This is a genomic window from Streptococcus sp. GMD3S (assembly GCF_000298695.2).
Lineage (GTDB): Bacteria > Bacillota > Bacilli > Lactobacillales > Streptococcaceae > Streptococcus.
Genome location: NZ_AJRC02000002.1, coordinates 1 through 26,938 on the forward strand (window position 1 = coordinate 1; position 26,938 = coordinate 26,938).

The following is a 26,938-nucleotide window of genomic DNA, read 5'->3' on the forward strand; positions in this document are numbered from 1 at the left end:
ACCGCGCATCGACGTCCTCACACAAGTTTTTTGTGTGAGGACTTTTTCTATTAGGAGGATGATGATGGAATTTAAACGATGGCGTCGCTTGTTTTGTTGAAAAGAGCATTATACAAGTGATTTAAAAGGAGAAAGAAAAATGAAAAATAAACGTTTGATTGGAATTGTCGCTGGATTAGCAGTATTGGTGGTGGCTAGCTTGATTTATTCATCTATGAATAAGCCATCAGCTAAAGAAGAGCAAAAGGTTGCTAAGGTTGGTGTCCTTCAATTTGTTAGTCACCCATCCTTGGACTTGATTTACCAAGGGATTCAAGATGGACTAGCTGAAGAAGGCTATAAGGACGACCAGGTAAAAATCGACTTTATGAACTCTGAAGGTGATCAGAGCAAGGTTGCAACCATGAGTAAACAATTGGTTGCTAATGGAAACGATGTTGTTGTTGGGATCGCGACACCAGCGGCTCAAGGACTCGCTAGTGCTACAAAAGACCTACCAGTTATCATGGCTGCTATTACAGACCCAATCGGTGCTAACTTGGTCAAAGACTTGAAAAAACCAGGAGGCAACATCACAGGGGTATCAGACCACAACCCTGCTGAACAACAAGTAGAGTTGATAAAAACTCTCACACCAAATGTCAAAACAATCGGAGCTCTTTACTCAAGTAGCGAAGATAACTCAAAAACACAGGTAGAAGAATTCAAGGCTTATGCTGAAAAAGCAGGTTTGACAGTCGAAACATTTGCCGTTCCTTCAACAAATGAAATTGCTTCAACAGTCAATGTTATGACAAGCAAGGTCGATGCAATTTGGGTTCCAATTGACAATACCATTGCATCCGCATTCTCAACAGTTGTTTCAAGTAATCAAACAGCTAAAAAGCCAATCTACCCAAGTGCCACGGCCATGGTAGAAGCAGGTGGATTAGCATCTGTAGTAGTTGACCAACACGATCTTGGAGTGGCTACTGGTAAAATGATTGCCAAAGTTTTGAAAGGTGAAAAACCAGCTGATACGCCAGTTAATGTCTTTTCAACTGGTAAGTCAGTGATTAATAAAAAACTAGCGCAGGAACTTGGTATTACCATTCCTGAGTCCGTTCTAAAAGAAGCGGGACAAGTGATTGAATAAAGATAAAGGAGGAGCTGGACACATCTCCTCCCATTTTTACTAAAGAAAGAAATGAGTGAAAGATTATGATAGTATCCATTATTTCTCAGGGAATGGTCTGGGCGATTTTAGGTTTGGGAATCTTTATGACTTTCCGAATTTTGAATTTCCCTGATATGACTACTGAAGGTTCTTTTCCTCTTGGGGGAGCAGTAGCTGTAACCTTGATAACACAGGGAGTCAATCCGTTTTTGGCGACCTTAGCTGCAGTAGGTGCGGGCTGTCTAGCTGGAATGGCGACGGGTCTTTTGTATACTAAAGGAAAAATCCCAACCCTCTTATCAGGGATTCTGGTCATGACTTCTTGTCATTCCATCATGCTCATGATTATGGGACGTGCCAATCTGGGGCTTCTTGGAACCAAACAAATTCAGGATGTCTTGCCTTTTGATTCAGACCTTAACCAACTCCTGACTGGATTAATCTTTGTAGCTCTTGTTATTGGCCTTATGCTCTTTTTCCTTGATACCAAACTAGGTCAAGCCTACATCGCTACAGGTGACAATCCCGATATGGCTCGTAGCTTTGGTATCAATACGGGACGTATGGAACTCATGGGTTTGGTTCTCTCAAATGGGATTATCGCGCTTGCAGGGGCCTTAATTGCTCAACAAGAAGGATACGCGGATGTCTCTCGAGGAATTGGCGTGATTGTCGTAGGGCTTGCTAGCTTGATTATTGGTGAGGTTTTGTTCAAGAGTTTGACCCTGGCAGAGCGACTCATGACCATCGTCGTTGGCTCTATCGCTTATCAGTTCCTCGTTTGGGGAGTTATTGCTCTTGGGTTTAATACAAGTTATCTTCGTTTGTACAGCGCCTTGATTTTGGCAGTTTGCCTTATGATTCCAACCTTCAAAAGCAAATACCTGAAAGGAGTCAAGTTTAGCAAATGACAGCAATTGTAGAATTAAAAAATGCTACCAAAGTCATCACGAATGGCTTTGACGAAGAAAAAATCATTCTGAATGATGTTTCTCTTGAAATTTTCGAACATGATTTCATTACCATCTTAGGGGGAAATGGAGCGGGGAAATCAACGCTTTTTAACACGATTGCAGGTACCTTACCTTTAACAAGTGGAAGTATCCGTATCATGGGGGAGGACGTGACGAATTTTTCACCTGAAAAGCGGGCTAAGTACTTGTCTCGCGTCTTTCAGGATCCTAAGATGGGTACGGCTCCCCGTATGACAGTGGCGGAAAATCTCTTGATTGCCAAGTTTCGTGGTGAGAAGAGAGGACTCCTGCCTAGAAGGCTTTCAAGCCATAGGGAAGAGTTCCAGACTACCATTGAAAAGGTTGGAAATGGTCTTGAAAAACATCTGGACACTCCTATTGAGTTTCTTTCAGGTGGACAACGTCAGGCCTTGAGTCTCTTGATGGCAACTTTGAAACGACCAGAGTTGCTCTTGTTGGATGAACACACAGCAGCCCTTGACCCAAAAACAAGTGTGGCATTGATGGAATTAACAGATGACTTTGTCAGCAAAGATCATCTAACAGCCTTGATGATTACCCACCATATGGAAGATGCACTGAAGTATGGAAACCGTCTGATTGTCATGAAGGAAGGTCGCATCATCCAAGACCTCAATAAAGAAGAAAAAGCTAAGATGAAAATTTCAGACTACTATCAATTATTTGAATAGATGAGTGAAGTAATCATCAAAAAATAGTGAAAATTAACTTAGAAACATGGAAGTGTTTCTGAGTTTTTTATCACCTCTTTCTATCTAGAAAAATAAGGCAAAGAGAATTACGGAAAGCGTATGAAATGGTTTACTTTTTTTCAGAAATAAGCTATACTAGTTTACGTGAAACTATGATAAGATGGAGGTATTGTGTATGGTTGACAAGCAAGTCATTGAAGAAATCAAAAACAATGCCAACATTGTGGAAGTCATAGGTGATGTGATTTCTTTACAAAAGGCTGGACGGAACTATTTAGGGCTCTGTCCTTTTCATGGTGAAAAGACCCCTTCTTTCAACGTTGTGGAAGACAAGCAGTTTTATCACTGTTTTGGCTGTGGTCGTTCAGGAGATGTCTTTAAGTTTATCGAAGAATACCAAGGTGTGTCCTTCATGGAAGCCGTTCAGCTCTTAGGAGAGCGCGTCGGTATTCAACTAGCTACGCCGGTACAGTCTCGTCCCCAACAAACTTCCCCTCATCAAGCTCTATACGATATGCATGAAGAAGCTGCCCGTTTTTACCATGCCATCCTCATGACGACAAAGATGGGAGAAGAAGCAAGGGCTTATCTCTACAAACGCGGATTGACAGATGATGTTCTGAAGCACTTCCAGATTGGACTAGCTCCAGCAGAGAGAACTTATCTCTATCAACGTTTGGCTGACAAGTTTGAGGAAAAGGATTTATTGGATTCGGGCTTGTTTTATCTGTCAGATGGTAATCAATTTTATGATACTTTTTTTGGACGAATCATCTTTCCTTTGACCAATGACAAGGGGCAGGTTATTGCATTTTCAGGTCGTATCTGGCAAGAAACGGATAGTCAGACTGCCAAATATAAAAATAGCCGCTCGACTGCAATTTTTAACAAGAGCTACGAATTGTATCATCTGGACAAGGCAAAAAAGGGAACAGGTAAGATTACAGAGCTCTATCTGATGGAAGGCTTCATGGATGTGATTGCAGCCTACCGTGCTGGTATAGAAAATGCTGTAGCTTCCATGGGAACAGCCTTAAGCAAGGAGCATGTTGATCACCTCAGACGCTTTACCAAAAAAATTGTTCTCAGCTACGATGGCGACAAGGCAGGGCAGACAGCAACAGCCAAGGCTCTAGAGGAGTTAAAAGACTTCTCAGTTGAGGTTGTTCGAGTACCTGATGCCATGGACCCAGATGAGTATTTGCAAAAGAATTCTGCTGAAGACCTGGCTTACCTTTTAACCAAGACTCGGATTAGTCCCATAGAGTTCTATATTCACCAGCTCAAGCCGGAAAATAGTGATAACTTACAGGCGCAAATCGAGTTCATTGAAAAGATTGCCCCCCTAATCGCCAAAGAAAAGTCTATCACTGCCCAGAATTCTTATATCCACATTCTGGCGGATAATCTACCTTCTTTTGATTACCAGCAGGTGGAGCAGATTGTAAATGAAAGTCGCATTGTTCAAAGGCAGGAAAGAGTCAAAGAGGAGCAACCTCCAGCAGCGATTAGTTTACCTGTAACGCGGCAACTGACAGCAGTCATGAGAGCAGAGGCTCATCTCCTTTATAGGATGGCTGAGAATCCAGTTGTTCTAAATGACTACCGATTAAGAGAAGATTTTTTCTTTGATACCCCAGAATTTCAAATTCTTTACGAATTATTAAGTGCAGAGGGAGAAATCGGATCAGAGGAACTGTCTCATCAGACTCCTGAGGTTGAAAATGCCTGGTACCACGTGCTTAGCTTGGATTTGCCAGCTGAGATGTCGCCTCAAGAGCTAGCGGAAGTCGAAGCGACTCGTAACCGTGCCCTCCTCAGCAAGGACAATTTAAGGATTAAAAAGAAAGTGCAGGAGGCTAGTCATGTAGGAGATACAGACACAGCCTTGGAAGAATTGCAACGATTGATTTCCCAAAAGAGAAGAATGGAGTAATAATGGCAACAAAACAAAAAGAAGTAACCACATTTGATGTGCAAGTAGCGGACTTTATCCGTAACCACAAAAAAACAGGAACAGCAACAGATGATGAAATCAATTCAAGTCTGGTTATTCCTTTCACCCTCGATGCAGACGGCATTGAAGACCTTTTGCAACGGATTCAGGATGCTGGAATTTCTATCACAGACAACGAAGGAAATCCAAGCGCGCGTGTGCTTAGTGCAGAAGAAGAACCAGAACTCAGTGATGAGGACTTGATTGGCTCAACTTCTGCCAAGGTTAATGACCCAGTCCGTATGTATTTGAAGGAAATCGGGGTCGTTCCTCTCTTGACCAACGAAGAGGAAAAAGAATTGGCTCTAGCAGTTGAGGCTGGTGATATTGAAGCCAAACAACGTCTTGCAGAAGCCAACCTTCGTTTGGTGGTTTCGATTGCTAAGCGCTACGTAGGGCGTGGCATGCAGTTTCTGGATTTGATCCAAGAAGGAAACATGGGCTTGATGAAGGCTGTTGACAAGTTTGACTATTCAAAAGGATTTAAGTTTTCTACGTATGCAACTTGGTGGATTCGTCAGGCAATCACTCGTGCCATCGCTGACCAGGCCCGTACTATTCGTATCCCTGTCCACATGGTAGAAACCATTAACAAGCTTGTCCGTGAACAGCGTAATCTCCTTCAAGAATTGGGACAAGATCCAACTCCTGAACAAATCGCTGAGCGTATGGATATGACACCTGACAAGGTCCGTGAAATCCTAAAAATCGCTCAAGAACCAGTATCACTTGAAACACCGATCGGTGAAGAGGACGATAGCCATCTTGGGGACTTTATCGAAGATGAAGTGATTGAAAATCCAGTAGACTACACAACTCGTATCGTCTTGCGTGAGCAGTTGGATGAAGTCTTGGATACTCTTACAGACCGTGAAGAAAACGTCTTGCGCTTGCGTTTCGGACTAGATGATGGAAAAATGCGTACTCTTGAAGATGTTGGTAAAGTCTTTAACGTGACTCGTGAGCGTATCCGTCAGATTGAGGCCAAGGCTTTGAGAAAATTGCGCCAACCAAGTCGCAGCAAACCCCTTCGTGATTTTATTGAAGACTAAGAGTGAGGAATAACATGGCTTATACAGAAGAGCAAATTGAAACGATCAAAACACGCATTTTAAATGCTTTGGAAGAAGTCATCGACCCTGAGTTGGGGATTGATATTGTCAACCTAGGTTTGATTTATGAAATTCGTTTTGATGGTGAAACAGGTCACACTGAAATTGATATGACCTTGACAACTATGGGCTGCCCACTGGCTGACCTTTTGACAGACCAGATACATGATGCGATGACAGATGTGCCTGAGGTAACCAATACCGAAGTTAAATTGGTCTGGTATCCAGCTTGGACGGTTGAAAAAATGAGCCGATACGCGCGTATCGCCCTAGGAATTAAATAAAGACTAAGAAAAATGTGAGAGACGATTGGAAAATAGGATAATTTTATCCTTTTTCCAATCGTCTCTTCTTTCTTTTGCTGATTTTCTGGAAATAAAATGGTATAATGAAAGGTATGGAAAACGAAAAATTGCGTATTAATATGCTAAGTTCAAGTGAAAAAGTAGCTGGTCAAGGAGTGTCAGGAGCTTATCGAGAATTGGTTAGTCTCCTTCACCGCGATGCCAAAGACCAGTTGATTGTTACGGAGAATCTTCCTGTAGAGGCAGATGTAACTCATTTTCACACTATTGATTTCCCTTATTATTTATCTACTTTCCAAAAGAAACGCTCTGGGAGAAAAATTGGCTATGTGCATTTTTTGCCTGATACGCTTGAGGGGAGTTTGAAGATTCCATTTTTCCTAAAAGGAATTGTCAAACGCTATGTTTTTTCCTTTTACAACCGAATGGAACACTTGGTGGTGGTCAATCCCATGTTTATCGAGAATTTGGTGGCTGCTGGTATTCCGCGTGAAAAAGTAACTTATATTCCAAACTTTGTAAACAAAGAAAAATGGCATCCATTACCAGCTGAACAGGTTGCACAACTCCGAAAGGAAATGGATCTTGCGGAAGATCAGTTTGTCGTAATCGGTGCGGGTCAGGTTCAGAAACGTAAAGGGATTGATGACTTTATCCGTCTTGCTGAGGAATTGCCAGAAATTACCTTTATCTGGGCAGGTGGTTTTTCATTTGGTGGGATGACAGATGGTTATGAACGCTACAAGAAGATAATGGACAATCCACCCAAAAATCTTATTTTCCCTGGAATTGTGTCACCGGAACGGATGCGGGAGCTTTACGCTATGGCGGATCTATTCTTGCTACCAAGTTACAATGAATTATTCCCTATGACTATCTTAGAGGCCGCTAGTTGCGAGGCTCCTATTATGTTAAGAGATTTGGATTTGTATAAGGTTATTCTTGATGGGAATTATCGTGCTACAAGTGATGTTTCCGAGATGAGAGAAGCAATCCTAGAATACAAGAATGACCCTGAAGCCTTAAAGGACTTGAAAGAAAAAGCTCGCGAGATCTCCAAAGAGTACTCTGAGGAGCATTTGTTGGAAATCTGGTTAAAATTTTATCGAGAACAGGCTGCTTTGGGCAAAAAGTGAGGTAATTTATGCGAATTGGTTTATTTACAGATACCTATTTCCCTCAGGTTTCCGGGGTCGCGACTAGTATACGGACCTTGAAAACTGAGCTTGAAAAGCAGGGGCATGCAGTTTTTATCTTTACAACGACTGATAAAGACGTGAACCGATACGAGGATTGGCAAATTATTCGCATTCCGAGTGTCCCTTTCTTTGCATTTAAGGATCGACGATTTGCCTACCGAGGTTTTACAAAGGCGCTTGAAATTGCCAAGCAGTATCAACTCGATATCATTCATACCCAGACAGAATTTTCTCTTGGTTTGTTAGGAATTTGGATTGCGAGAGAATTGAAAATCCCAGTTATTCATACCTACCATACCCAGTATGAAGACTATGTGCATTACATTGCTAAGGGCATGCTAATTCGTCCGAGTATGGTAAAATATTTGGTGCGTGGCTTCCTTCATGATGTAGATGGCGTGATTTGCCCTAGTGAGATTGTTCGTGACCTTTTATCGAAATACAAAGTCAAGGTTGAAAAGCGGGTCATCCCAACTGGAATTGAGTTGGCTAAGTTTGAACGACCTGAGATCAAAGAGGAAAACTTACTAGAGCTTCGTTCGAAGTTAGGTATTCAGGAAAGTGAGAAAATGCTGCTGAGCCTTTCGCGTATTTCTTATGAGAAGAATATCCAAGCAGTCTTAGCTGCCTTTGCGCAGGTTTTGAAAGAAGAAGACAAGGTGAAGTTGGTTGTTGCTGGAGACGGACCTTATCTGAATAGTCTGAAAGAACAAGCAGAGAAATTAAACATACAAAAACATGTGATTTTTACAGGTATGATTGCTCCAAGTGAAACAGCCTTGTACTATAAAGCAGCTGATTTCTTTATTTCAGCCTCTACGAGTGAAACTCAGGGTTTAACCTATCTAGAAAGTCTAGCCAGTGGAACGCCTGTTATTGCTCATGGCAATCCCTATCTTGAAAATCTGATCAATGATAAAATGTTTGGGACCCTCTACTATGGAGAACGAGAGCTTGCGGGCGCTATCCTTGAAGCATTGATCGCTACTCCTGATATGTCTGAACAAAATTTGGCGGATAAGTTGTACGAGATTTCGGCTGAAAATTTTGGGAAACGAGTTCATGAGTTTTACCTTGATGCCATTATCTCAAATAACTTTGAACATGAGCTACATGATGGACAGCCTGTCACTCAGCGCTTTTTAAAAACGATTCTCTATCTACCTCAACAGGCTGTTACAAGCCCAGTAAAAGAATCCAAGCGTATTTTAAGAGCGTCTCGAAAACAATTGTCTAGCATCAGAGATTATTGGAGAGACGAATTCAAATAATAGAATAAGAGGAAGAAAAAATGAAAAAATTAATGAGAAGCGGAAAAGATCAAAAAATTGGTGGAGTATGCGCAGGAGTTGCTCATTATTTTGATATTGATCCAACAATTGTTCGTGTCATTTGGGCTGTTCTTGCATTTTGTTATGGGACAGGAGTCCTTGCTTATATCATTTTATGGTTGATTGCACCAGTTTCATCAGAGTATTAAATTAGAATTATATAGAAAAAGGAGAAGTTATGGCTTTTGGAGATAACGGAAAACGCAAAAAAACATTGTTTGAAAAGGTGACGCTTGTTGTCGTGCTCATCATGTTGTTTGTAACCCTTGCTGGTATCTTTGCAACTGCGCTTGGAGCTTTCAGTAGATTCTAAGCAAGCTATGAGGATAGAAACAATAACTAATGACTGGGTTCTCCCCAGCCTTTTTAAAGTGAGAAGAAAATATGAGTATGTTTTTAGATACAGCCAAGATTAAGGTCAAGGCTGGTAATGGTGGCGATGGCATGGTTGCCTTTCGCCGTGAAAAATATGTCCCTAATGGCGGTCCTTGGGGTGGTGATGGTGGACGTGGAGGAAACGTTGTTTTCGTGGTAGACGAAGGCTTACGTACCTTGATGGATTTCCGCTATAACCGTCATTTCAAGGCTGATTCTGGTGAAAAAGGGATGACCAAAGGAATGCACGGACGTGGTGCAGAAGATCTTCGTGTTCGCGTACCACAGGGAACTACTGTACGTGATGCGGAAACAGGTAAAGTCATTACAGACTTGATTGAACATGGTCAAGAGTTTATTGTGGCTCATGGTGGTCGAGGTGGTCGTGGAAATATCCGTTTTGCCACTCCCAAAAATCCTGCACCTGAAATCTCTGAGAATGGAGAGCCAGGTCAAGAACGTGAGTTGCAACTGGAATTGAAGATCCTAGCGGATGTCGGCTTGGTCGGTTTCCCATCTGTCGGAAAGTCAACTTTGCTTAGTGTCATCACTTCAGCTAAACCTAAGATCGGTGCTTACCACTTTACGACGATTGTCCCTAATTTAGGTATGGTTCGTACGCAGTCAGGTGAATCTTTTGCAGTAGCAGATCTTCCAGGTTTGATTGAAGGTGCTAGTCAAGGTGTTGGTCTTGGAACCCAGTTTCTTCGTCATATCGAACGCACTCGAGTTATCCTCCATGTCATCGATATGTCAGCTAGCGAAGGACGTGATCCTTATGAGGACTACCTTGCTATCAATAAGGAATTGGAATCCTATAACCTTCGTCTCATGGAACGTCCACAGATCATTGTGGCCAACAAGATGGATATGCCTGAAAGTCAGGAAAATCTGAAAACTTTCAAGGAAAAGTTAGCAGCAAACTACGACGAGTTTGAGGAACTTCCAGCCATCTTCCCAATTTCTGGATTGACCAAGCAAGGGTTGGCGACTCTTTTGGACGCGACAGCTGAATTGTTAGACAAGACTCCAGAATTCCCGATTTATGATGAATCCGATATGGAAGAAGAGGCTTACTATGGCTTTGACGAGGAAGAAAAAGCCTTTGAGATTAGTCGTGATGATGATGCGACATGGGTACTTTCTGGTGAAAAACTCATGAAACTCTTTAACATGACCAACTTTGACCGTGACGAATCGGTCATGAAGTTTGCCCGTCAGCTTCGTGGTATGGGGGTTGACGAAGCCCTTCGTGCACGTGGTGCCAAAGATGGCGATTTGGTCCGAATCGGTAAATTTGAGTTTGAATTTGTAGACTAGGAGATTGATATGGGAGATAAACCGATATCATTCCGAGATGCAGATGGAAATTTTGTTTCTGCAGCAGATGTATGGAATGAAAAGAAACTAGAAGAATTATTTAATCGTCTCAATCCAAAACGTGCTCTTCGATTGGCACGTACAAAGAAAGAAGAAACACAGTCAAAGAAATAAAAAATTCCCGTGATCTTTTAATCACGGGATTTGTTTTATTCACTAAAGAAAAATGGCGGCGCATATTTTTTAAGACTCTCAAAACAAGCCTGCGCTTTTGCAGCATCTTCACAGATAATCATGCAGACGTCATCTCCACAAAGGGTTGCAACGACATCTGGAAAGGCCAAGGAATCAATTACAGATCCAAATGATTGAGCTAAACCGGGTAAAGTTTTCAAAATAACCTGGTGTTGCACAGGACGTAACATAACAAGAGCATCTTCCATATAATTTTCAAGACGTTTTTCCCATTTGGAGATAGACCCTGTATTTAGCACATAGTAAGAATTATCCTCTTCGCGCACTTTTGAAAGGTTCATGGTTTTGATATCGCGTGATAGAGTAGCCTGAGTCACTTGGATATCATTTTCCGCTAATAAGGCTTGTAATTCAGCTTGTGTATGGATTTTGTTTTTTGAAACGAGGGCGCGGATAAGTTGGTGTCTGTGTTCTGATTTGTTCATAAAGTAAGTACTCCTTTTACAAGGTACAGTAGCGTGGACTGAACGAAAATGTCAGTCGGGGTGGTAGGCGGTATTGTCACGTATGATGATTTTAAAGTCAGTAGGATAAAGAACTAGATGGAGAGATTCTCCTTCTTTTAACTTGTCACTAGTTGGGTGCAGATAAACTGGGTAGCGATCCGTTTATCTACATTGATGTTCTTTAATGACAGTGAATCATTCAATTTGGGTAGCTTTTTGTCACGGCGTTTTGTGAATTTACTCTAAATGTAATTCACAGAGATTTCCAACATGTGGTGTAGTAGCGTGTATGATAAATGGTTACACATGTTGGTTAGAGGAAGTATCTTTTGTCCAAGTTCTATCTAGGGGCTTCTAAAATGCTTTTAGATGAACTGAATTTGATACAAAGTTTATGTTTGATTCGACTGTTCAAGTGGAAAACTTTGGTTATAGGAAGTTCAATGGTCAAATTCATTGACTTTTCCTTTGAATACTTCCATATTGAAAGTCTGGTAGATTATACCTTTTGACAAGGTAGGATAAGACTAGACTGTGCTAAATCAACAGTCAACTGATAGTCTGTATTATCTCGAATTGTAATCTCAAAGTCTGTGGTGTAGAGAACCAAACGGAGAGTATCTCCTTCTTTAAGTTTGTAGATAGTTGGTTGAAGCTCTAGCTGGAAGTCCATCCATTCATTTGGTTGGATTTCTTCAATCATCAAGAGATTGGTTCGATTTTGAAGATTAAGGTAGCCTTTGGTGATGACACGTTGGGCACTTGGGTTGAATGGCAGTTCACAGAGATTTTCTAACATGTGGTAACGACCATTATCAATGGTTCTAGCATTTAAAACAGCTGGATAAGGCTGCAGATATTTCTTTTGTCCAAGTTCTAACAGTTGGGCTGATAATAAGCCCTTGTTCGTACTCGATTTGACACGAAGTTTCAGCTCCACTCGCCCATTTAAGTGAATGTCTTGACTTACTGGAAGGTCAATGGTGATTTGATTGGCTTTTCCTTGGTAAAGTTCAGTGTTGAAGGTCTGGTAAGTCTTACCATAACGATCAAAATCTTTTTGATCATACTGGTTTTGAATCACTTTTTCATCATTACCAAGAGAGAAGGTATGCAGTTCATCCTGTTTGCCAAAGTTATCAAGACCTTGCCATTTTTGCGGTGCGATATTGTCCTGCCAGATGACAGTCGGAAGTTGATAGCCTGAGTCAAGTCCTAACAATTTCTTACTTAACAAGGCATTCATGGACTCGCGGAAGTCGATCGACTGCCAGTTGTTCATATAGACATGGGCACCATGATGGAAAAAGAGGTGCTTATTGATGTGGCTAGGAAGAGCATGAAACATCTGGTAAACATGAAGAGGTTTGACGTTCCAATCCTGGGAACCATGCGTAAAGACGACCTCAGCTTGAACCTTGTGAGCATTGAGCAGATAGTTGCGGTCATGCCAAAACTGATTGTAGTCACCAGTCTTGCGATCGAGTTTCTCTTTAACCTTTTCTAAGTCCGTTTGATGAGCTTCATTGCCACGAATATAGTCACCGCCTAAGAGATTGCGGGAGTAGGTCAATTCAGCAAGTGAGTCAAAATCCTCACCTGGATAACCACCTGGGCTGGTTACCAGACCATTTTCACGATAGTAGTTGTACCAAGAGGAAATACCTGCTTCTGCGATGATCACTTCCAAACCATCAACACCAGTGGTGGCGAGACCATTAGACATGGTACCTAGATAGGAAATACCTGTTGTTGCGACTTTGCCGTTTGACCAGTCAGCCTTGATTTGGCGCTTGCGCGTGTGGTCCGTGAAAGCACGACAACGACCATTGAGCCAATCAATGACATTTTTATAAGCTTCAATCTGCTGGTAGTCACCATTGGTCATGAGACCTTGAGAATCTTTGGTTCCAACACCTGATACATAGAGATTGGCAAATCCACGTGGGAGGAAGTAGTCATTGAGTGTATATGAGCTATTGATATGAGATAGCTTTTCTTCAGCTTCTGAGACGACTTCTGCTTGACCATGAGATTCGACTAAATTCAGCTTGGGCTCCTCAAGTTCAATGGTGTGGGGCGGTTTGACCTCAAGCACCCCTTCCATTTTGTAGAGAGCCTTGTCACTGGCTTTATCGTTGGTCCCTTGGTGGTAAGGGCTGGCAGTCATGACTGAAGGAATCTGTCCATCATAACGCGGGCGAATAATGCTGACCTTGACTAAGTCAGGGAGACCGTCGTTATCAGTATCCACACGACTCTCGACATACACGACTTCACGAATGACATCATGAGTAGAGAAGGTTGCCAAGCTCTTACCGTTAAAGTAGTGGTAGTGATTGTCTTCTGAAATGAGTCCATCACTAACAAGTTGATCAATGAGCGTATTTCCTTTTTTCGTTCTCGTATTGAGTAACTGATAAAGATTTTCAATGAGATCCCCATAAACAATAGGAAAACCAGTTTCTTTACGAAACTGTTCGGCATCCTCAAAGTCAACAAGATAGCTAAATCCTAAAAGTTGAAAAACTACTGTGTAGAAAATCTCCGCAGTTAACTCACGGTCTGACTGGAAAAAGGTTACTAAATCTGTTTCTTTATCCTCAGCCAAAGTCGATAAGGCATAATCCGTGTCAGAATAAGTGAAAAAACTCCAACAAATGAAGTCTTCAAACTGTCTTTTTAAGGACAGTTGGGGTGACAGCTTTAGACCAAGACCTTCTAATTCTGCAAATCGTTGAGAACTAGTGGTTGGTTGATAGCTGAATTGATTAAAACGCATGTTTCTCTCCTTTGAAAACAGACTGGATTTATTATATCAAAAAAGAGGGAAAAATGGAATAAATAAACTTAAATGAAATAAATTTCTTAAACCAGCATATCTATTTAGTAAGTTATTATAAAATGCTGAATAAATACCATAGAAGTAAGCCTTTTTCTAGAGAATTTTATATGTAAAACTGCATATAACTCCTATCTTTATTATTCTTCGTTTGGTATAAATATATCTAAATTTACATTTAAAACTATTATATAATATTAATTTTATATTTTCTTCCTTTGAAAAATGAAGAATTTAACAGTAAGAAGAGAAGAAGTTTGGAACTGATGATATTGAAAAGAAAGTGCAGAGTTGCTTCAATATCCAGCTTAAAATGGTATAATAGTAGTAAAACGAAAGCAAGGAGGAGAAGAAATGATTGCACAGCTCGACACCAAGACTGTTTATAGTTTTATGGAAAGTGTGGTTTCGATTGAAAAATACGTACAAATGGCTAAAGAATACGGCTATTCTCACCTTGCTATCATGGATGTGGATAATCTCTATGGAGCCTATCATTTTCTAGAAGCAACTCGTAAGCATAGCATTCAACCTTTAATTGGTTTAGAAATGACCTTGGTCAAAGATGAGGAGAATCTCTCTCTACGTTTTCTAGCCCTATCCACTAAAGGTTATCAAGAGTTGATGAAGTTATCCACTTTAAAAATGACTGGACGGAAAAATTGGTCTGACTTCACCTCCCACCTCGAAGATGTTGCTATTATTGTTCCCTATTTTGAGGGAATCGAACAGTTAGATTTGGGGCACGATTATTTTATCGGTGTCAGTCTAGATACTCCTCAAGAAGTCTTTACTAGACCAATTCTTCCACTCTATCAGGTCAACTCTTTTGAAAAAGAAGATATTCAAGTTTTACAAATCTTATCAGCAGTCAAGGACAATGTCAGTCTGAGAGAAGTGGATCTGCATTCACAACAAGGGATTTTTTTACCTGCCTCAGACTTGGAAGCACGGTTTAAAAATCGCTTCCCTCAGGCGCTTGCCAATCTCCAAGGTCTGATAGAGAATGTAAGCTATCAAATCGACCCAAGTTTAAAACTCCCTCGCTTTAATCCTGAAAGACCAGCGGTCGAAGAACTTAGAGAGAGAGCTGAGCAAGGCTTGAGTGACAAGGGGCTAACCTCAGCTATCTATCATGAGCGACTGAATGAGGAATTAGCTGTGATTCATGATATGGGCTTTGACGATTATTTCCTTGTAGTTTGGGATTTGCTCCGTTTTGGACGTTCCCAAGGATATTATATGGGAATGGGGCGTGGTTCTGCGGTTGGTAGTCTGGTGGCTTACTCACTGGATATTACAGGAATTGACCCGGTTGAGAAGAACTTGATTTTCGAGCGCTTTTTAAATCGTGAGCGCTATACCATGCCCGATATCGATATCGACATCCCTGACCTTTATAGGCCGGAGTTCATTCGCTATGTTCGTGATCGCTATGGTAGTCAACATGTGGCACAGATTGTCACTTATTCGACCTTTGGAGCAAAACAGGCAATTCGTGATGTTTTCAAACGTTATGGTGTCCCTGAGTACGAATTAACAAATATTACGAAAAAAATCAGTTTCCGAGATACGCTAACGACGGCCTATGAAAAGAATTTGCAATTTAGACAGGTCATCAATAGTAAGATCGAATACCAAAAAGCTTTTGAGATTGCTCGAAAGATTGAAGGGTATCCTCGTCAGACCTCTATCCATGCGGCAGGAGTCGTTATGAGTGACCAAGACTTGACGGACTATATTCCTCTAAAATATGGTGAGGATATGCTCATCACCCAGTATGATGCTCATGGTGTTGAAGCCAATGGACTTCTAAAAATGGATTTCCTCGGCTTACGTAACCTGACTTTCGTACAAAAAATGAAAGAATTACTTGCGGAATCAGAGGGCGTTCATCTAAAAATCGAAGAGATTGACCTGGAAGACAAAGAAACTCTGGCCCTCTTTGCTGCTGGAAATACCAAGGGGATTTTCCAATTTGAACAACCTGGCGCCATTCGGCTCTTGAAACGAGTTCAGCCGCAAGTCTTTGAAGAGGTAGTAGCAACGACATCCCTCAATAGACCGGGGGCAAGTGATTATATTGATAATTTTGTCGCTCGTAAGCATGGTAAAGAAAAGGTGACGGTGTTAGACCCTGCCTTAGAAGACATCCTTTCATCAACCTACGGTATTATGCTCTATCAAGAGCAGGTTATGCAGGTAGCTCAACGCTTTGGAGGATTCAGTCTTGGTAAAGCCGACATTCTCAGACGTGCCATGGGTAAGAAAAATGCCAAAGAGATGCATCTGATGAAGGAAGATTTTATCACAGGAGCTATGAAATTGGGGCATACAGAAGAAAAGGCCAACCAAGTTTTTGCAGTGATGGAAAAGTTTGCAGGCTATGGATTTAACCGATCCCACGCTTATGCCTACTCAGCACTGGCATTCCAACTAGCTTATTTCAAGACACACTATCCTGCTATTTTCTTTCAAGTTATGTTGAACTATTCTAGCAGTGATTACATTGTAGATGCATTGCAGATGGGCTTTGAAGTAGCTCCCTTAGCAATCAACAGCATTCCCTATCATGATAAAATTGCTAAGAAGAAAATCTATCTTGGTCTAAAAGCCATTAAGGGAATGCCAAGAGATTTGTCTTACTGGATTATTGAAAATCGTCCTTTCTCAAGCATTGAATATTTTGTCACACGTCTTCCCAAGAATTACAAGAAATTGTCGCTTTTGACGCCTTTGGTTGAACTAGGACTTTTTGATGAATTTGACAAGAATCGCCAGAAAATCTTAGTGAACCTACCAAACTTATTTGTCTTTGTTGAGGAGTTAGGTGGACTCTTTGCGGATACAAATTATAGTTGGACTGAAGCTGATGATTTTACTGAGGCAGAGAAATTTTACAAAGAGCAGGAACTGATTGGGGTAGGTATCAGTCCCCATCCTCTCCAAACTCTTGCCAAACAAGCCCTATATCCGACCACTCCAATCACTAATCTAACCGAGGGAGCTCAAGCCACTCTCCTAGTTGAAGTGCAAAAGATTAAAGTGATTCGAACCAAGAAAGGCGAGAGTATGGCTTTTCTACAGGTTCATGATAGTAAGTCTCGGATGGATGTAACTGTATTTTCAGACCAATATAGAAAATTTGCTTCCAATTTATCCGAAGGGAAATTTTACTACATCAATGGCAAAGTTCAATCTCGAGATGGTCGTCTGCAAATGATTGCACAAGATTTGAAAGAAGCAGTGGCGGAACGATTCTGGATTCAAGTTAAAAATCATGAAAATGATAAAGAGATTTCAAATATCCTAGAACAATACAAAGGCCCAATCCCTGTCATTATCAGGTATGAAGAGGAAGGAAAAACGGTTGTTTCTACACAACATTTTGTAAGAAAAGATTCTGCTCTAGAGGAAAAATTAGAGGGAATTGCTATGAAAACGATTTATCGCTAAAAATACGGAAAATAGAAGAATTTTCGATTTAAATGTGGTATAATCAGTAGGAATGTTAAAAGAAAAAGGAGCATAAACCAAATGAAACGTATTGCTGTTTTGACCAGTGGTGGAGACGCCCCTGGTATGAATGCTGCCATCCGTGCAGTAGTTCGCCAAGCAATCTCAGAAGGAATGGAAGTTTTTGGTATCTATGATGGATACGCAGGTATGGTTGCCGGTGAAATTTATCCGCTTGATGCTGCTTCAGTAGGAGACATCATTTCTCGTGGTGGTACTTTCCTTCATTCTGCTCGTTATCCTGAGTTTGCACAACTTGAAGGCCAACTTAAAGGGATTGAGCAATTGAAAAAACACGGTATCGAAGGAGTCGTAGTTATCGGTGGTGATGGTTCTTATCATGGAGCTATGCGCTTGACTGAGCATGGATTCCCTGCTATTGGACTTCCAGGTACAATCGATAACGATATCGTAGGTACTGACTTTACAATCGGATTTGATACTGCAGTTACGACTGCAATGGATGCGATTGATAAGATTCGTGATACATCATCAAGTCACCGTCGTACTTTCGTTGTTGAAGTAATGGGACGTAACGCTGGTGATATCGCTCTTTGGGCTGGTATCGCAACTGGTGCTGATGAAATTATCATCCCTGAAGAAGGCTTCAAGATGGAAGATATCGTAGCTAGTATCAAAGCTGGTTATGAGCACGGTAAAAAACACAACATTATCGTTTTGGCAGAAGGTGTTATGTCAGCAGCTGAATTTGGTCAAAAACTAAAAGAAGCAGGAGACACTAGTGACCTTCGTGTAACAGAACTTGGTCACATCCAACGTGGTGGATCACCAACTGCGCGTGACCGTGTATTGGCATCACGCATGGGGGCACACGCTGTTAAACTCCTTAAACAAGGAATCGGTGGTGTCGCTGTTGGTATCCGTAACGAAAAAATGGTTGAAAATCCAATTCTTGGTACAGCAGAAGAAGGAGCTTTGTTTAGCTTAACTGCAGAAGGTAAGATTATTGTTAACAACCCTCATAAAGCTGATCTTGAACTTTCTGCTTTGAACAAGAGCTTGTCCTAATCAACTTTCATTAATTTGGTAACATGACCATAAAAGGTCGAATTATATAAAGGAGTCACAAAAATCATGAACAAACGTGTAAAAATCGTTGCAACTTTAGGTCCTGCGGTTGAAATCCGTGGTGGTAAAAAATTCGGTGAAGACGGATACTGGGGTGAAAAACTTGATGTTGAAGCTTCAGCTCAAAATATTGCTAAATTGATTGAAGCAGGAGCAAACACTTTCCGTTTCAACTTCTCACACGGTGACCACCAAGAACAAGGTGAGCGTATGGCAACTGTTAAACTTGCTGAAAAACTTGCAGGTAAAAAAGTTGGTTTCCTTCTTGATACTAAAGGACCTGAAATCCGTACAGAATTGTTTGAAGGTGACGCAAAAGAGTACTCATACAAAACTGGTGAAAAAATCCGTGTTGCAACTAAACAAGGAATCAAATCAACTCGTGATGTGATTGCTTTGAACGTTGCTGGTGCCCTTGATATCTACGATGATGTTGAAGTTGGTCACCAAGTTTTGGTTGACGATGGTAAATTGGGTCTTCGTGTTTTCGTAAAAGACGATGCAACTCGTGAATTTGAAGTAGTCGTTGAAAATGACGGTATCATTGCTAAGCAAAAAGGTGTAAACATCCCAAACACTAAAATTCCTTTCCCAGCACTTGCTGAACGCGATAACGATGATATCCGTTTCGGTTTGGAACAAGGTATCAACTTCATCGCTATTTCATTTGTACGTACTGCAAAAGACGTTGAAGAAGTTCGTGCAATCTGTGAAGAAACTGGTAATGGTCACGTTCAATTGTTTGCGAAAATCGAAAACCAACAAGGTATCGATAACTTGGATGAAATCCTTGAAGTAGCTGATGGTATCATGATTGCCCGTGGTGACATGGGTATTGAAGTACCATTCGAAATGGTTCCAGTTTACCAAAAAATGATTATCACAAAAGTAAATGCAGCTGGTAAAGTCGCTATCACAGCAACAAACATGCTTGAAACTATGACTGAAAAACCACGTGCAACGCGTTCAGAAGTATCAGACGTGTTTAACGCTGTTATCGACGGAACCGACGCTACAATGCTTTCAGGTGAGTCTGCAAATGGTAAATACCCACTTGAGTCAGTAACAACAATGGCTACAATTGACAAGAACGCTCAAACTCTTTTAAAAGAATACGGTCGCTTGTCGTCTGTTAACTTGTCACGTAATTCTAAGACTGAGGTTATGGCTTCAGCTGTTAAGGATGCGACAAACTCTATGAATATCAAGTTGGTGGTTACTCTTACTAAGACAGGTCACACTGCTCGTTTGATTTCTAAATACCGTCCAGATGCTGATATCTTGGCAATCACTTTCGATGAATTGACTCAGCGTGGTTTGATGCTTAACTGGGGAGTTATCCCAGTAACAACTGATCGCCCATCAAACACTGATGATATGTTTGATCTCGCTGAAAGAATTGCAGTTGAGCAAGGTTTGGTAGAATCTGGTGATGATATTGTTATCGTTGCAGGTGTACCACTTGGCGAAGCTGTTCGTACAAACACAATGCGTATCCGTACAGTACGTTAATCTAACATTAAGACTTATCATTTCAAGCTGAACAGCTTGAATGATAGGTCTTTTTTTATCAAAATGGAATGGTATTTAGTAAATAGGAATGGGAAAAAACTGAAAATTATGATATAATAGAACGAAAAGACCTTTTTAGTAAATTTTGAAAGAGTAAAACATGAGAAAAATTGTCATCAATGGTGGACGTCCATTGCAAGGTGAGATCACCATTAGTGGTGCTAAAAATAGTGTTGTAGCGCTTATTCCAGCTATTATCTTATCAGATGATATTGTCACTTTAGATTGTGTTCCAGATATTTCAGACGTTGCTAGTCTTGTCGAAATCATGGAAATCATGGGGGCATCTGTTAAGCGTTATGACGATGTCTTGGAGATTGATCCAAGAGGTGTTCAAAACATTCCTATGCCTTATGGCAAAATTAATAGCTTGCGTGCTTCTTATTATTTCTACGGAAGTCTTTTAGGTCGCTTTGGTGAAGCTACAGTTGGACTTCCTGGTGGATGTGATCTGGGACCTCGTCCGATTGACCTTCACTTAAAAGCCTTTGAAGCCATGGGTGCTAAGGTCAGCTATGAGGGAGATAATATGAATTTATCTGCCCAAGGTAAGGGGCTTCATGGCGCAAGTATTTACATGGATACCGTCAGCGTTGGAGCAACTATTAACACCATGATTGCTGCGGTTAAAGCTAAGGGACGTACTGTCATTGAAAATGCGGCTCGTGAACCGGAAATTATCGATGTTGCTACCCTTTTGAACAACATGGGGGCCCATATTCGTGGTGCAGGGACTGATATTATCATTATTGATGGTGTCGAGAAACTACATGGGACTCGTCACCAAGTAATTCCAGATCGTATCGAAGCTGGAACTTATATTTCACTTGCTGCAGCGATAGGAAAAGGAATTCGCATTAACAACGTTCTCTATGAACATTTAGAAGGCTTTATCGCCAAACTAGAGGAAATGGGCGTTCGTATGACGGTCTCAGAAGACAGTATCTTCGTTGAAGAACAGTCTGGTTTAAAGGCCATCAATATCAAAACTGCACCCTATCCAGGGTTCGCAACCGATTTGCAACAGCCTATCACGCCACTTTTACTAACTGCGCAAGGTCGTGGAACGATTATTGATACGATTTATGAGAAACGTGTCAATCATGTCTTTGAGTTAGCAAAAATGGATGCGGATATTACGACTACAAACGATCACATTATTTACAACGGTGGTCGTAACTTACACGGGGCAAGTGTAAAAGCTACAGACTTGCGAGCTGGTGCTGCACTTGTCATCGCTGGCTTGATGGCTCAAGGCCAGACTGAAATTACGAATATTGAGTTTATCCTTCGTGGCTACTCAGATATTATTGAAAAATTGCGTAGTCTTGGAGCAGATATTACACTCGTTGAAGACTAAGCCGTTGAGGTGATTATGAATATTTGGACCAAATTAGCAATGTTTTCTTTTTTTGAAACGGAGCGCTTGTATTTGCGTCCTTTCTTTTTTAGTGACAGTCAAGCGTTTTTCGAGATTGCTTCAAACCCTGAGAATTTGCAGTTTATTTTTCCCAGTCAAGCAAATTTGGAAGAAAGTCAGTACGCACTTGCTAACTATTTTATGAAGAATCCTCTGGGTGTTTGGGCAATTTGTCTTCAAGGAAATCAGGAAATGATTGGCTCTATTAAATTTGAAAAAATCGATGAAATCAAAAAAGAAGCAGAAATTGGTTATTTCTTAAAAAAGGATTCTTGGTCACAAGGTTATATGACAGAAGTAGTTACCAAACTATGTCAGCTTTCATTTGAAGAATTTGGTTTAAAACAATTATCCATCATCACTCATCTGGAGAATCAAGCTAGTCAAAAAGTAGCCTTAAAATCGGGTTTTAGCCTCGTCCGACAGTTTAAGGGAAGCGATCGCTATACACGAAAAATGAGGGACTATCTTGAATTTCGATACATAAAAGGAGAATTCAATGAGTAAACACCAGGAAATTTTGTCCTATCTGGAAGAGTTGCCAATTGGGAAGAGAGTTAGTGTTCGCAGTATTTCCAATCACCTAGGTGTTAGTGACGGAACAGCCTACCGAGCTATTAAAGAAGCTGAAAATCGTGGCATCGTTGAAACTCGGCCACGTAGTGGAACTATACGGGTCAAGTCCCAAAAAGTGGCTATTGAGCGGCTAACCTATGCTGAAATTGCTGAAGTCACCTCCTCTGAAGTTTTAGCTGGTCAGGAAGGGTTGGAGAGAGAATTTAGCAAATTCTCCATTGGGGCTATGACAGAGCAAAATATCCTGTCCTATCTCCATGATGGTGGTCTTTTGATCGTAGGAGACCGCACTCGCATTCAACTTTTAGCGCTGGAAAATGAAAATGCGGTCCTTGTGACAGGTGGTTTTCATGTCCAGGACGATGTTCTTGAGTTGGCTAATAAAAAAGGGATTCCAGTTCTGAGGAGTAAACATGACACTTTTACAGTAGCGACCATGATTAACAAAGCCCTCTCAAATGTTCAAATCAAAACCGATATTCTGACAGTCGAAAAGCTCTATCGTCCCAGTCATGAGTATGGTTTTTTGAGAGAAACGGATACAGTCAAAGACTATCTAGACTTGGTCCGTAAGAACAGAAGTAGCCGTTTCCCAGTCATTAACCAACACCAAGTGGTTGTCGGGGTTGTTACTATGCGTGACGCAGGAGATAAATCCCCCAGCACAACGATTGACAAGGTGATGACGCGAAGTATCTTTGTAACAGGCTTAGCGACCAATATTGCCAATGTCAGTCAACGAATGATTGCAGAAGACTTTGAGATGGTTCCCGTTGTCAGAAGTAACCAAACCTTGCTTGGAGTAGTAACGAGACGAGATGTCATGGAAAAGATGAGCCGTTCTCAGGTTTCAGCTTTGCCAACTTTCTCCGAGCAAATTGGGCAAAAACTATCCTATCATCATGATGAAGTCGTCATTACTGTTGAGCCTTTCATGCTGGAGAAAAATGGTGTCCTTGCTAATGGAGTCTTGGCTGAAATCCTCAACCATATGACCCAAGACCTCGTTGTCAATAGCGGACGTAATCTCATCATTGAGCAGATGTTGATTTATTTCTTGCAGGCTGTGCAGATAGATGATACTCTGCGGATTCAGGCTCGGATTATTCACCACACGAGACGTTCAGCTATTATTGATTATGATATTTATCATGGTCATCAGATTGTTTCAAAAGCAAATGTTACGGTTAAAATTAATTAGAATCTAGGAGAAAAAATGATAACTTTAAAATCAGCACGTGAAATCGAAGCCATGGACAAGGCTGGTGATTTCCTAGCAAGTATCCATATCGGCTTACGTGATTTGATTAAGCCGGGCGTAGATATGTGGGAAGTTGAAGAGTACGTTCGTCGACGTTGTAAAGAGGAGAATTTCCTTCCTTTACAGATTGGAGTAGATGGTGCAGTCATGGATTACCCCTATGCCACTTGTTGCTCTCTCAACGACGAAGTAGCTCATGCTTTTCCACGTCATTACATCTTGAAAGATGGCGATTTGCTCAAGGTTGACATGGTACTGGGTGGTCCGATTGCCAAATCCGACCTCAATGTATCTAAACTCAACTTCAACAATGTTGAGCAAATGAAAAAATACACCCAAAGTTATACTGGTGGTTTAGCTGACTCATGTTGGGCTTATGCGGTTGGTACACCGTCTGAAGAAGTGAAAAACCTGATGGACGTGACCAAGGAAGCTATGTATAAAGGGATTGAGCAAGCAGTTGTTGGCAATCGTATCGGTGATATCGGTGCAGCCATTCAAGAATACGCTGAAAGTCGCGGTTACGGTGTCGTTCGTGATTTGGTTGGTCATGGTGTTGGTCCAACTATGCACGAGGAGCCAATGGTTCCTAACTACGGTATTGCAGGGCGTGGACTCCGTCTCCGTGAAGGAATGGTACTAACTATTGAACCCATGATCAATACTGGTGACTGGGAAATTGATACAGATATGAAGACTGGCTGGGCTCATAAGACTATAGATGGCGGCCTGTCTTGCCAATATGAACACCAGTTCGTGATTACCAAAGACGGTCCAGTTATCTTGACTAGTCAAGGTGAAGAAGGAACGTATTAAAAAAAGGAGCTTAGCTCCTTTTTTTGTGTCAAATTTTATCAAAATAAATAAGCGTAGCAGACTTCTTACAAATTTATTCTTTTGTAGTAAAATAGGATTAGAATTTTGAGAAAGTAGGTAATTCGTTGGAGTCGATTATATTTCTAGTATCCGTTTTTTTAGCTGGTATCCTGTCCTTCTTTTCACCCTGCATCTTTCCTTTGCTACCTGTCTATGCTGGTATTTTACTGGATGATCAGGGAAATTCGAAAAGCTTTCGCTTTTTTGGAAGAGACGTTGCATGGTCTGGTTTAATTCGAACCTTGTGCTTTATTGCAGGAATCTCCCTTATTTTCTTTATTTTAGGATTTGGAGCTGGATTCCTAGGGCACATGCTCTATGCAGACTGGTTTCGTTATGCTATGGGAATAGTCATTATTCTTTTAGGGCTTCACCAGATGGAAATCTTGCATTTCAATAAACTGGAGATTCAAAAGACAGTCACCTTCAAACAATCCAAGTCTAATCACTATCTGTCAGCCTTTTTACTTGGGATAACCTTTAGTTTTGGTTGGACCCCTTGTATCGGACCGGTTTTAAGTTCGGTCTTGGCTCTTGCAGCTTCAGGAGGCAATGGTGCTTGGCAAGGAGCCGTGTTAACATTAGTATATACATTGGGAATGGCCCTTCCTTTCATTGTTTTGGCCTTGGCTTCGGGCTGGATCATGCCCTATTTTAGTAAATTAAAACCCCATATGATCCTACTAAAAAAAATCGGGGGAGCTTTGATTATTTTGATGGGATTATTATTAATGCTAGGGCAGTTAAATGCCTTGTCAGGAATTCTTGGATAAAAGGAGAAAAATATGAAAAAAGTTATTTTTGCTGGATTGAGCCTCATGTCTCTATTTTTGTTGATTGCTTGTGGTGAAAAAGAAACCAAACAGACAAGCAGTCCAAAACAACCTGCTGTACAACAAATCGCAGTCGGTAAGGATGCTCCAGACTTCACCTTGCAGTCTATGGATGGCAAAGAAGTGAAGTTATCAGACTATAAAGGGAAAAAGGTTTATTTGAAATTCTGGGCTTCTTGGTGTGGACCATGTAAAAAAAGCATGCCTGAGTTGATGGAACTAGCTGCCAAACAAGATCGAGACTTTGAAATCTTGAGTGTCATTGCACCTGGTCTCCAAGGTGAAAAAACAGTTCAAGACTTTCCAAAATGGTACCAAGAACAAGGCTACAAGGATATTCCAGTTCTATATGATACGCAAGCAACTACCTTCCAAGCCTACCAAATTCGTAGTATTCCAACAGAATACTTGATTGACAGTCAAGGTAAAATCGGAAAAATCCAATTTGGTGCTATTAGCAACGCTGATGCAGAAGCGGCTTTTAAAGAAATGAAATAAAGAAAAAATCGCGAAGAATCGCGATTTTTTTATAATTTTTCATTGATAAAGCGGATGAATTGGTTCCACCAAACCTTCAAAAAGAAGGCTTTTTCTACTTTCTTTTCAGAAACCATTTCAAAAGATGGTTTGTCGGAAGTGAGATAGCCCTGACCGACCAAATCCTGATCATCATAGGTTAGAGTACCAACAACCTTGCCTTCTTCCAATGGAGCCATTTCTGATGTTGATTTCGGTGTGAATTGGAGAGTAGGTGTAGTACCGCTTCCGATGCGTTGGACGATGGAAATGTCTGACTTAGCGACAGCTGTCACATTATCTTCCTTACCATCAAGAACTGTTACTTTACTATCGTTGTATGCTTCACTTTTCTGAACAACAGTTTTTAAGGCAAAGTTTGCAGAAATATAATCTAAAAGTGCAGAAGTAGCAGTAAAACGTGCATAAGGGTTGGTATCTTGTTGATCTGCATTCAAAACAACCGTAATAATACGCATCCCTTTCTCAACAGTTGTTCCAACGAATGAAGCACCAGCTTTATCAGTAGTACCTGTCTTTAGTCCATCAATACCACCACGATAGGCAGGCATTCCCTCCAACATATAGTTGGTTGAGTGGATTTCAAGTCCTGCAAATGTAGAAGTTGGTTTTTTGGTGATTTCCAAAACTTGAGGATAATCTCGGATGAGGTTACGAGCGACGATTGCAACGTCGTAGGCACTCAACTTGTTTTCATCGTCTTTTTTAGAACCAGGATAGATATTATCGCCAAGTGTCTCATTATTTAAACCAGTTGTGTTTACAATAGTTGCATCTTGAATTCCCCATTCAAGAAGTTTAGCCCTCATTTTGTCTACAAAGTCTTTCTCAGAACCAGCAATCTTTTCTGCTAGTGCAATCGCAGCGCTGTTCGCGCTGGATACCATTGTAGCCTCTAATAGCTGTTCAACAGTATAATTTCGGGCTTCCATAGGGACGTTACTCGCCTCAGAATTAGTTGTAAGTTTGTAAGGATAGTCCGAAATATCAACAGGTGTAGATAGGCTGATAGTTCCTTGTTCCAGAGCTTCATAGACCAGATAAACTGTAACTAGTTTTGTAATAGAAGCAATTTCTACAGGCTGATTTGCATCTTTTTCATAGAGGATTTTTCCAGTTGTAGCCTCGACAGCAATAGCATGTTTAGCAGCAACATCAAACTCCTGAGCAGAAACAGTAGAAGCTGTTCCAAAAACTAAAAGTGTCATAAAAGATAAAATTATTTTTTTCATAT

At 41.0% G+C, this 26,938-nt stretch carries 24 protein-coding genes; 21 read left to right on the forward strand and 3 right to left on the reverse strand.

Translation table 11 applies throughout. From position 1 onward, the window contains the following. The first annotated feature begins 139 nt into the window (after nt 1-139). The 12 genes from trpX to GMD3S_RS0201015 all read left to right on the forward strand — a co-directional run bounded on the left by trpX (nt 140) and on the right by GMD3S_RS0201015 (nt 10,655). Nucleotides 140-1,135, forward strand: coding sequence for a tryptophan ABC transporter substrate-binding protein (gene trpX / locus GMD3S_RS0200960; protein ID WP_000792187.1), 996 nt, complete (start codon nt 140-142; stop codon nt 1,133-1,135). Nucleotides 1,136-1,200: 65 nt separating this feature from the next. Beyond that, nucleotides 1,201-2,067 (forward strand): ABC transporter permease, encoded by an 867-nt coding sequence (locus GMD3S_RS0200965; RefSeq protein ID WP_000637255.1) that lies wholly within the window; start codon nt 1,201-1,203, stop codon nt 2,065-2,067. Continuing rightward, on the forward strand, nt 2,064-2,822 hold the full coding sequence (locus tag GMD3S_RS0200970; RefSeq protein ID WP_000125429.1) for an ABC transporter ATP-binding protein: 759 nt from the start codon (nt 2,064-2,066) through the stop codon (nt 2,820-2,822). Before GMD3S_RS0200965 ends, GMD3S_RS0200970 begins: the two co-directional genes overlap by 4 nt. A 196-nt stretch (nt 2,823-3,018) precedes the next feature. Continuing rightward, nucleotides 3,019-4,779: a DNA primase gene (dnaG, locus tag GMD3S_RS0200975; protein WP_000227887.1), complete on the forward strand. Its 1,761-nt coding sequence runs from the start codon at nt 3,019-3,021 to the stop codon at nt 4,777-4,779. A gap of 2 nt (nt 4,780-4,781) precedes the next feature. Continuing rightward, on the forward strand, nt 4,782-5,891 hold the full coding sequence (gene rpoD / locus GMD3S_RS0200980) for an RNA polymerase sigma factor RpoD (protein WP_000201892.1): 1,110 nt from the start codon (nt 4,782-4,784) through the stop codon (nt 5,889-5,891). A gap of 14 nt (nt 5,892-5,905) precedes the next feature. Beyond that, nucleotides 5,906-6,235, forward strand: coding sequence for a metal-sulfur cluster assembly factor (locus GMD3S_RS0200985; RefSeq protein WP_000331930.1), 330 nt, complete (start codon nt 5,906-5,908; stop codon nt 6,233-6,235). A gap of 113 nt (nt 6,236-6,348) precedes the next feature. Continuing rightward, the gene (locus tag GMD3S_RS0200990; protein ID WP_008276348.1) at nt 6,349-7,392 is read left to right on the forward strand and encodes a glycosyltransferase family 4 protein; all 1,044 of its coding nucleotides are present in this window, start codon (nt 6,349-6,351) and stop codon (nt 7,390-7,392) included. A gap of 8 nt (nt 7,393-7,400) precedes the next feature. Next, nucleotides 7,401-8,726, forward strand: a complete 1,326-nt coding sequence (locus GMD3S_RS0200995) for a glycosyltransferase family 4 protein (RefSeq protein WP_001219457.1) — start codon at nt 7,401-7,403, stop codon at nt 8,724-8,726. A 20-nt stretch (nt 8,727-8,746) separates the two neighbouring features. Beyond that, nucleotides 8,747-8,935 (forward strand): PspC domain-containing protein, encoded by a 189-nt coding sequence (locus GMD3S_RS0201000; protein ID WP_000735788.1) that lies wholly within the window; start codon nt 8,747-8,749, stop codon nt 8,933-8,935. 29 nt (nt 8,936-8,964) lie between these two features. Then, nucleotides 8,965-9,099: a DUF4044 domain-containing protein gene (locus GMD3S_RS0201005; protein ID WP_000863851.1), complete on the forward strand. Its 135-nt coding sequence runs from the start codon at nt 8,965-8,967 to the stop codon at nt 9,097-9,099. A 71-nt stretch (nt 9,100-9,170) separates the two neighbouring features. Then, the gene (gene obgE, locus GMD3S_RS0201010) at nt 9,171-10,481 is read left to right on the forward strand and encodes a GTPase ObgE (protein WP_000061637.1); all 1,311 of its coding nucleotides are present in this window, start codon (nt 9,171-9,173) and stop codon (nt 10,479-10,481) included. 9 nt (nt 10,482-10,490) lie between these two features. After that, complete coding sequence (locus GMD3S_RS0201015; protein ID WP_000502578.1) at nt 10,491-10,655, forward strand: hypothetical protein; 165 nt, start codon at nt 10,491-10,493, stop codon at nt 10,653-10,655. Nucleotides 10,656-10,690: 35 nt separating this feature from the next. Here GMD3S_RS0201015 and GMD3S_RS0201020 read toward each other — a convergent pair whose 3' ends face one another. Beyond that, a complete protein-coding gene (locus GMD3S_RS0201020; protein ID WP_001043019.1) occupies nt 10,691-11,161 on the reverse strand; it encodes an arginine repressor in 471 nt (156 codons plus the stop codon). Between the two features lie 520 nt (nt 11,162-11,681). Further along, nucleotides 11,682-13,964, reverse strand: a complete 2,283-nt coding sequence (locus GMD3S_RS0201030) for a Xaa-Pro dipeptidyl-peptidase (protein ID WP_001212019.1) — start codon at nt 13,962-13,964, stop codon at nt 11,682-11,684. Nucleotides 13,965-14,378: 414 nt separating this feature from the next. Between GMD3S_RS0201030 and GMD3S_RS0201035 the strand changes: the two genes are divergently transcribed. The 9 genes from GMD3S_RS0201035 (at nt 14,379) to sdbB (ending at nt 25,665) form a co-directional block, all read left to right on the forward strand. Then, nucleotides 14,379-17,480: a DNA polymerase III subunit alpha gene (locus GMD3S_RS0201035; protein ID WP_000561560.1), complete on the forward strand. Its 3,102-nt coding sequence runs from the start codon at nt 14,379-14,381 to the stop codon at nt 17,478-17,480. Nucleotides 17,481-17,561: 81 nt separating this feature from the next. Beyond that, nucleotides 17,562-18,569, forward strand: a complete 1,008-nt coding sequence (gene pfkA / locus GMD3S_RS0201040; protein ID WP_000820882.1) for a 6-phosphofructokinase — start codon at nt 17,562-17,564, stop codon at nt 18,567-18,569. 66 nt (nt 18,570-18,635) lie between these two features. Further along, nucleotides 18,636-20,141, forward strand: coding sequence for a pyruvate kinase (pyk, locus tag GMD3S_RS0201045; RefSeq protein WP_001042826.1), 1,506 nt, complete (start codon nt 18,636-18,638; stop codon nt 20,139-20,141). Nucleotides 20,142-20,301: 160 nt separating this feature from the next. Further along, the gene (locus GMD3S_RS0201050) at nt 20,302-21,561 is read left to right on the forward strand and encodes a UDP-N-acetylglucosamine 1-carboxyvinyltransferase (RefSeq protein ID WP_001227101.1); all 1,260 of its coding nucleotides are present in this window, start codon (nt 20,302-20,304) and stop codon (nt 21,559-21,561) included. 15 nt (nt 21,562-21,576) lie between these two features. After that, nucleotides 21,577-22,128 (forward strand): GNAT family N-acetyltransferase, encoded by a 552-nt coding sequence (locus GMD3S_RS0201055; protein WP_001028741.1) that lies wholly within the window; start codon nt 21,577-21,579, stop codon nt 22,126-22,128. After that, nucleotides 22,121-23,398, forward strand: coding sequence for a CBS-HotDog domain-containing transcription factor SpxR (gene spxR / locus GMD3S_RS0201060; RefSeq protein ID WP_000033809.1), 1,278 nt, complete (start codon nt 22,121-22,123; stop codon nt 23,396-23,398). The genes GMD3S_RS0201055 and spxR overlap by 8 nt, the downstream gene beginning before the upstream one ends. A gap of 15 nt (nt 23,399-23,413) precedes the next feature. Then, the gene (locus GMD3S_RS0201065) at nt 23,414-24,274 is read left to right on the forward strand and encodes a methionyl aminopeptidase (RefSeq protein ID WP_000631558.1); all 861 of its coding nucleotides are present in this window, start codon (nt 23,414-23,416) and stop codon (nt 24,272-24,274) included. 125 nt (nt 24,275-24,399) lie between these two features. Next, nucleotides 24,400-25,107 carry a thiol-disulfide oxidoreductase-associated membrane protein CcdA2 gene (gene ccdA2 / locus GMD3S_RS0201070; RefSeq protein WP_000443810.1) on the forward strand — a complete coding sequence of 236 codons (708 nt, stop codon included), beginning with the start codon at nt 24,400-24,402 and terminating at the stop codon, nt 25,105-25,107. Between the two features lie 12 nt (nt 25,108-25,119). Further along, entirely contained in the window at nt 25,120-25,665 is a 546-nt protein-coding gene (gene sdbB / locus GMD3S_RS0201075) for a thiol-disulfide oxidoreductase-associated lipoprotein SdbB (protein WP_000755591.1), read from the forward strand. Between the two features lie 29 nt (nt 25,666-25,694). Here sdbB and pbp3 read toward each other — a convergent pair whose 3' ends face one another. Beyond that, on the reverse strand, nt 25,695-26,936 hold the full coding sequence (gene pbp3 / locus GMD3S_RS0201080; RefSeq protein ID WP_025172939.1) for a D-alanyl-D-alanine carboxypeptidase PBP3: 1,242 nt from the start codon (nt 26,934-26,936) through the stop codon (nt 25,695-25,697). Nucleotides 26,937-26,938 lie beyond the last annotated feature (2 nt).

Bases quoted from the DNA above. Each gene is read 5' to 3' on its own strand.
- trpX (WP_000792187.1), top strand. From the start codon at position 140: ATGAAAAATAAACGTTTGATTGGAATTGTCGCTGGATTAGCAGTATTG.
- GMD3S_RS0200965 (WP_000637255.1), top strand. From the start codon at position 1,201: ATGATAGTATCCATTATTTCTCAGGGAATGGTCTGGGCGATTTTAGGT.
- GMD3S_RS0200970 (WP_000125429.1), top strand. From the start codon at position 2,064: ATGACAGCAATTGTAGAATTAAAAAATGCTACCAAAGTCATCACGAAT.
- dnaG (WP_000227887.1), top strand. From the start codon at position 3,019: ATGGTTGACAAGCAAGTCATTGAAGAAATCAAAAACAATGCCAACATT.
- rpoD (WP_000201892.1), top strand. From the start codon at position 4,782: ATGGCAACAAAACAAAAAGAAGTAACCACATTTGATGTGCAAGTAGCG.
- GMD3S_RS0200985 (WP_000331930.1), top strand. From the start codon at position 5,906: ATGGCTTATACAGAAGAGCAAATTGAAACGATCAAAACACGCATTTTA.
- GMD3S_RS0200990 (WP_008276348.1), top strand. From the start codon at position 6,349: ATGGAAAACGAAAAATTGCGTATTAATATGCTAAGTTCAAGTGAAAAA.
- GMD3S_RS0200995 (WP_001219457.1), top strand. From the start codon at position 7,401: ATGCGAATTGGTTTATTTACAGATACCTATTTCCCTCAGGTTTCCGGG.
- GMD3S_RS0201000 (WP_000735788.1), top strand. From the start codon at position 8,747: ATGAAAAAATTAATGAGAAGCGGAAAAGATCAAAAAATTGGTGGAGTA.
- GMD3S_RS0201005 (WP_000863851.1), top strand. From the start codon at position 8,965: ATGGCTTTTGGAGATAACGGAAAACGCAAAAAAACATTGTTTGAAAAG.
- obgE (WP_000061637.1), top strand. From the start codon at position 9,171: ATGAGTATGTTTTTAGATACAGCCAAGATTAAGGTCAAGGCTGGTAAT.
- GMD3S_RS0201015 (WP_000502578.1), top strand. From the start codon at position 10,491: ATGGGAGATAAACCGATATCATTCCGAGATGCAGATGGAAATTTTGTT.
- GMD3S_RS0201020 (WP_001043019.1), bottom strand. From the start codon at position 11,161: ATGAACAAATCAGAACACAGACACCAACTTATCCGCGCCCTCGTTTCA.
- GMD3S_RS0201030 (WP_001212019.1), bottom strand. From the start codon at position 13,964: ATGCGTTTTAATCAATTCAGCTATCAACCAACCACTAGTTCTCAACGA.
- GMD3S_RS0201035 (WP_000561560.1), top strand. From the start codon at position 14,379: ATGATTGCACAGCTCGACACCAAGACTGTTTATAGTTTTATGGAAAGT.
- pfkA (WP_000820882.1), top strand. From the start codon at position 17,562: ATGAAACGTATTGCTGTTTTGACCAGTGGTGGAGACGCCCCTGGTATG.
- pyk (WP_001042826.1), top strand. From the start codon at position 18,636: ATGAACAAACGTGTAAAAATCGTTGCAACTTTAGGTCCTGCGGTTGAA.
- GMD3S_RS0201050 (WP_001227101.1), top strand. From the start codon at position 20,302: ATGAGAAAAATTGTCATCAATGGTGGACGTCCATTGCAAGGTGAGATC.
- GMD3S_RS0201055 (WP_001028741.1), top strand. From the start codon at position 21,577: ATGAATATTTGGACCAAATTAGCAATGTTTTCTTTTTTTGAAACGGAG.
- spxR (WP_000033809.1), top strand. From the start codon at position 22,121: ATGAGTAAACACCAGGAAATTTTGTCCTATCTGGAAGAGTTGCCAATT.
- GMD3S_RS0201065 (WP_000631558.1), top strand. From the start codon at position 23,414: ATGATAACTTTAAAATCAGCACGTGAAATCGAAGCCATGGACAAGGCT.
- sdbB (WP_000755591.1), top strand. From the start codon at position 25,120: ATGAAAAAAGTTATTTTTGCTGGATTGAGCCTCATGTCTCTATTTTTG.
- pbp3 (WP_025172939.1), bottom strand. From the start codon at position 26,936: ATGAAAAAAATAATTTTATCTTTTATGACACTTTTAGTTTTTGGAACA.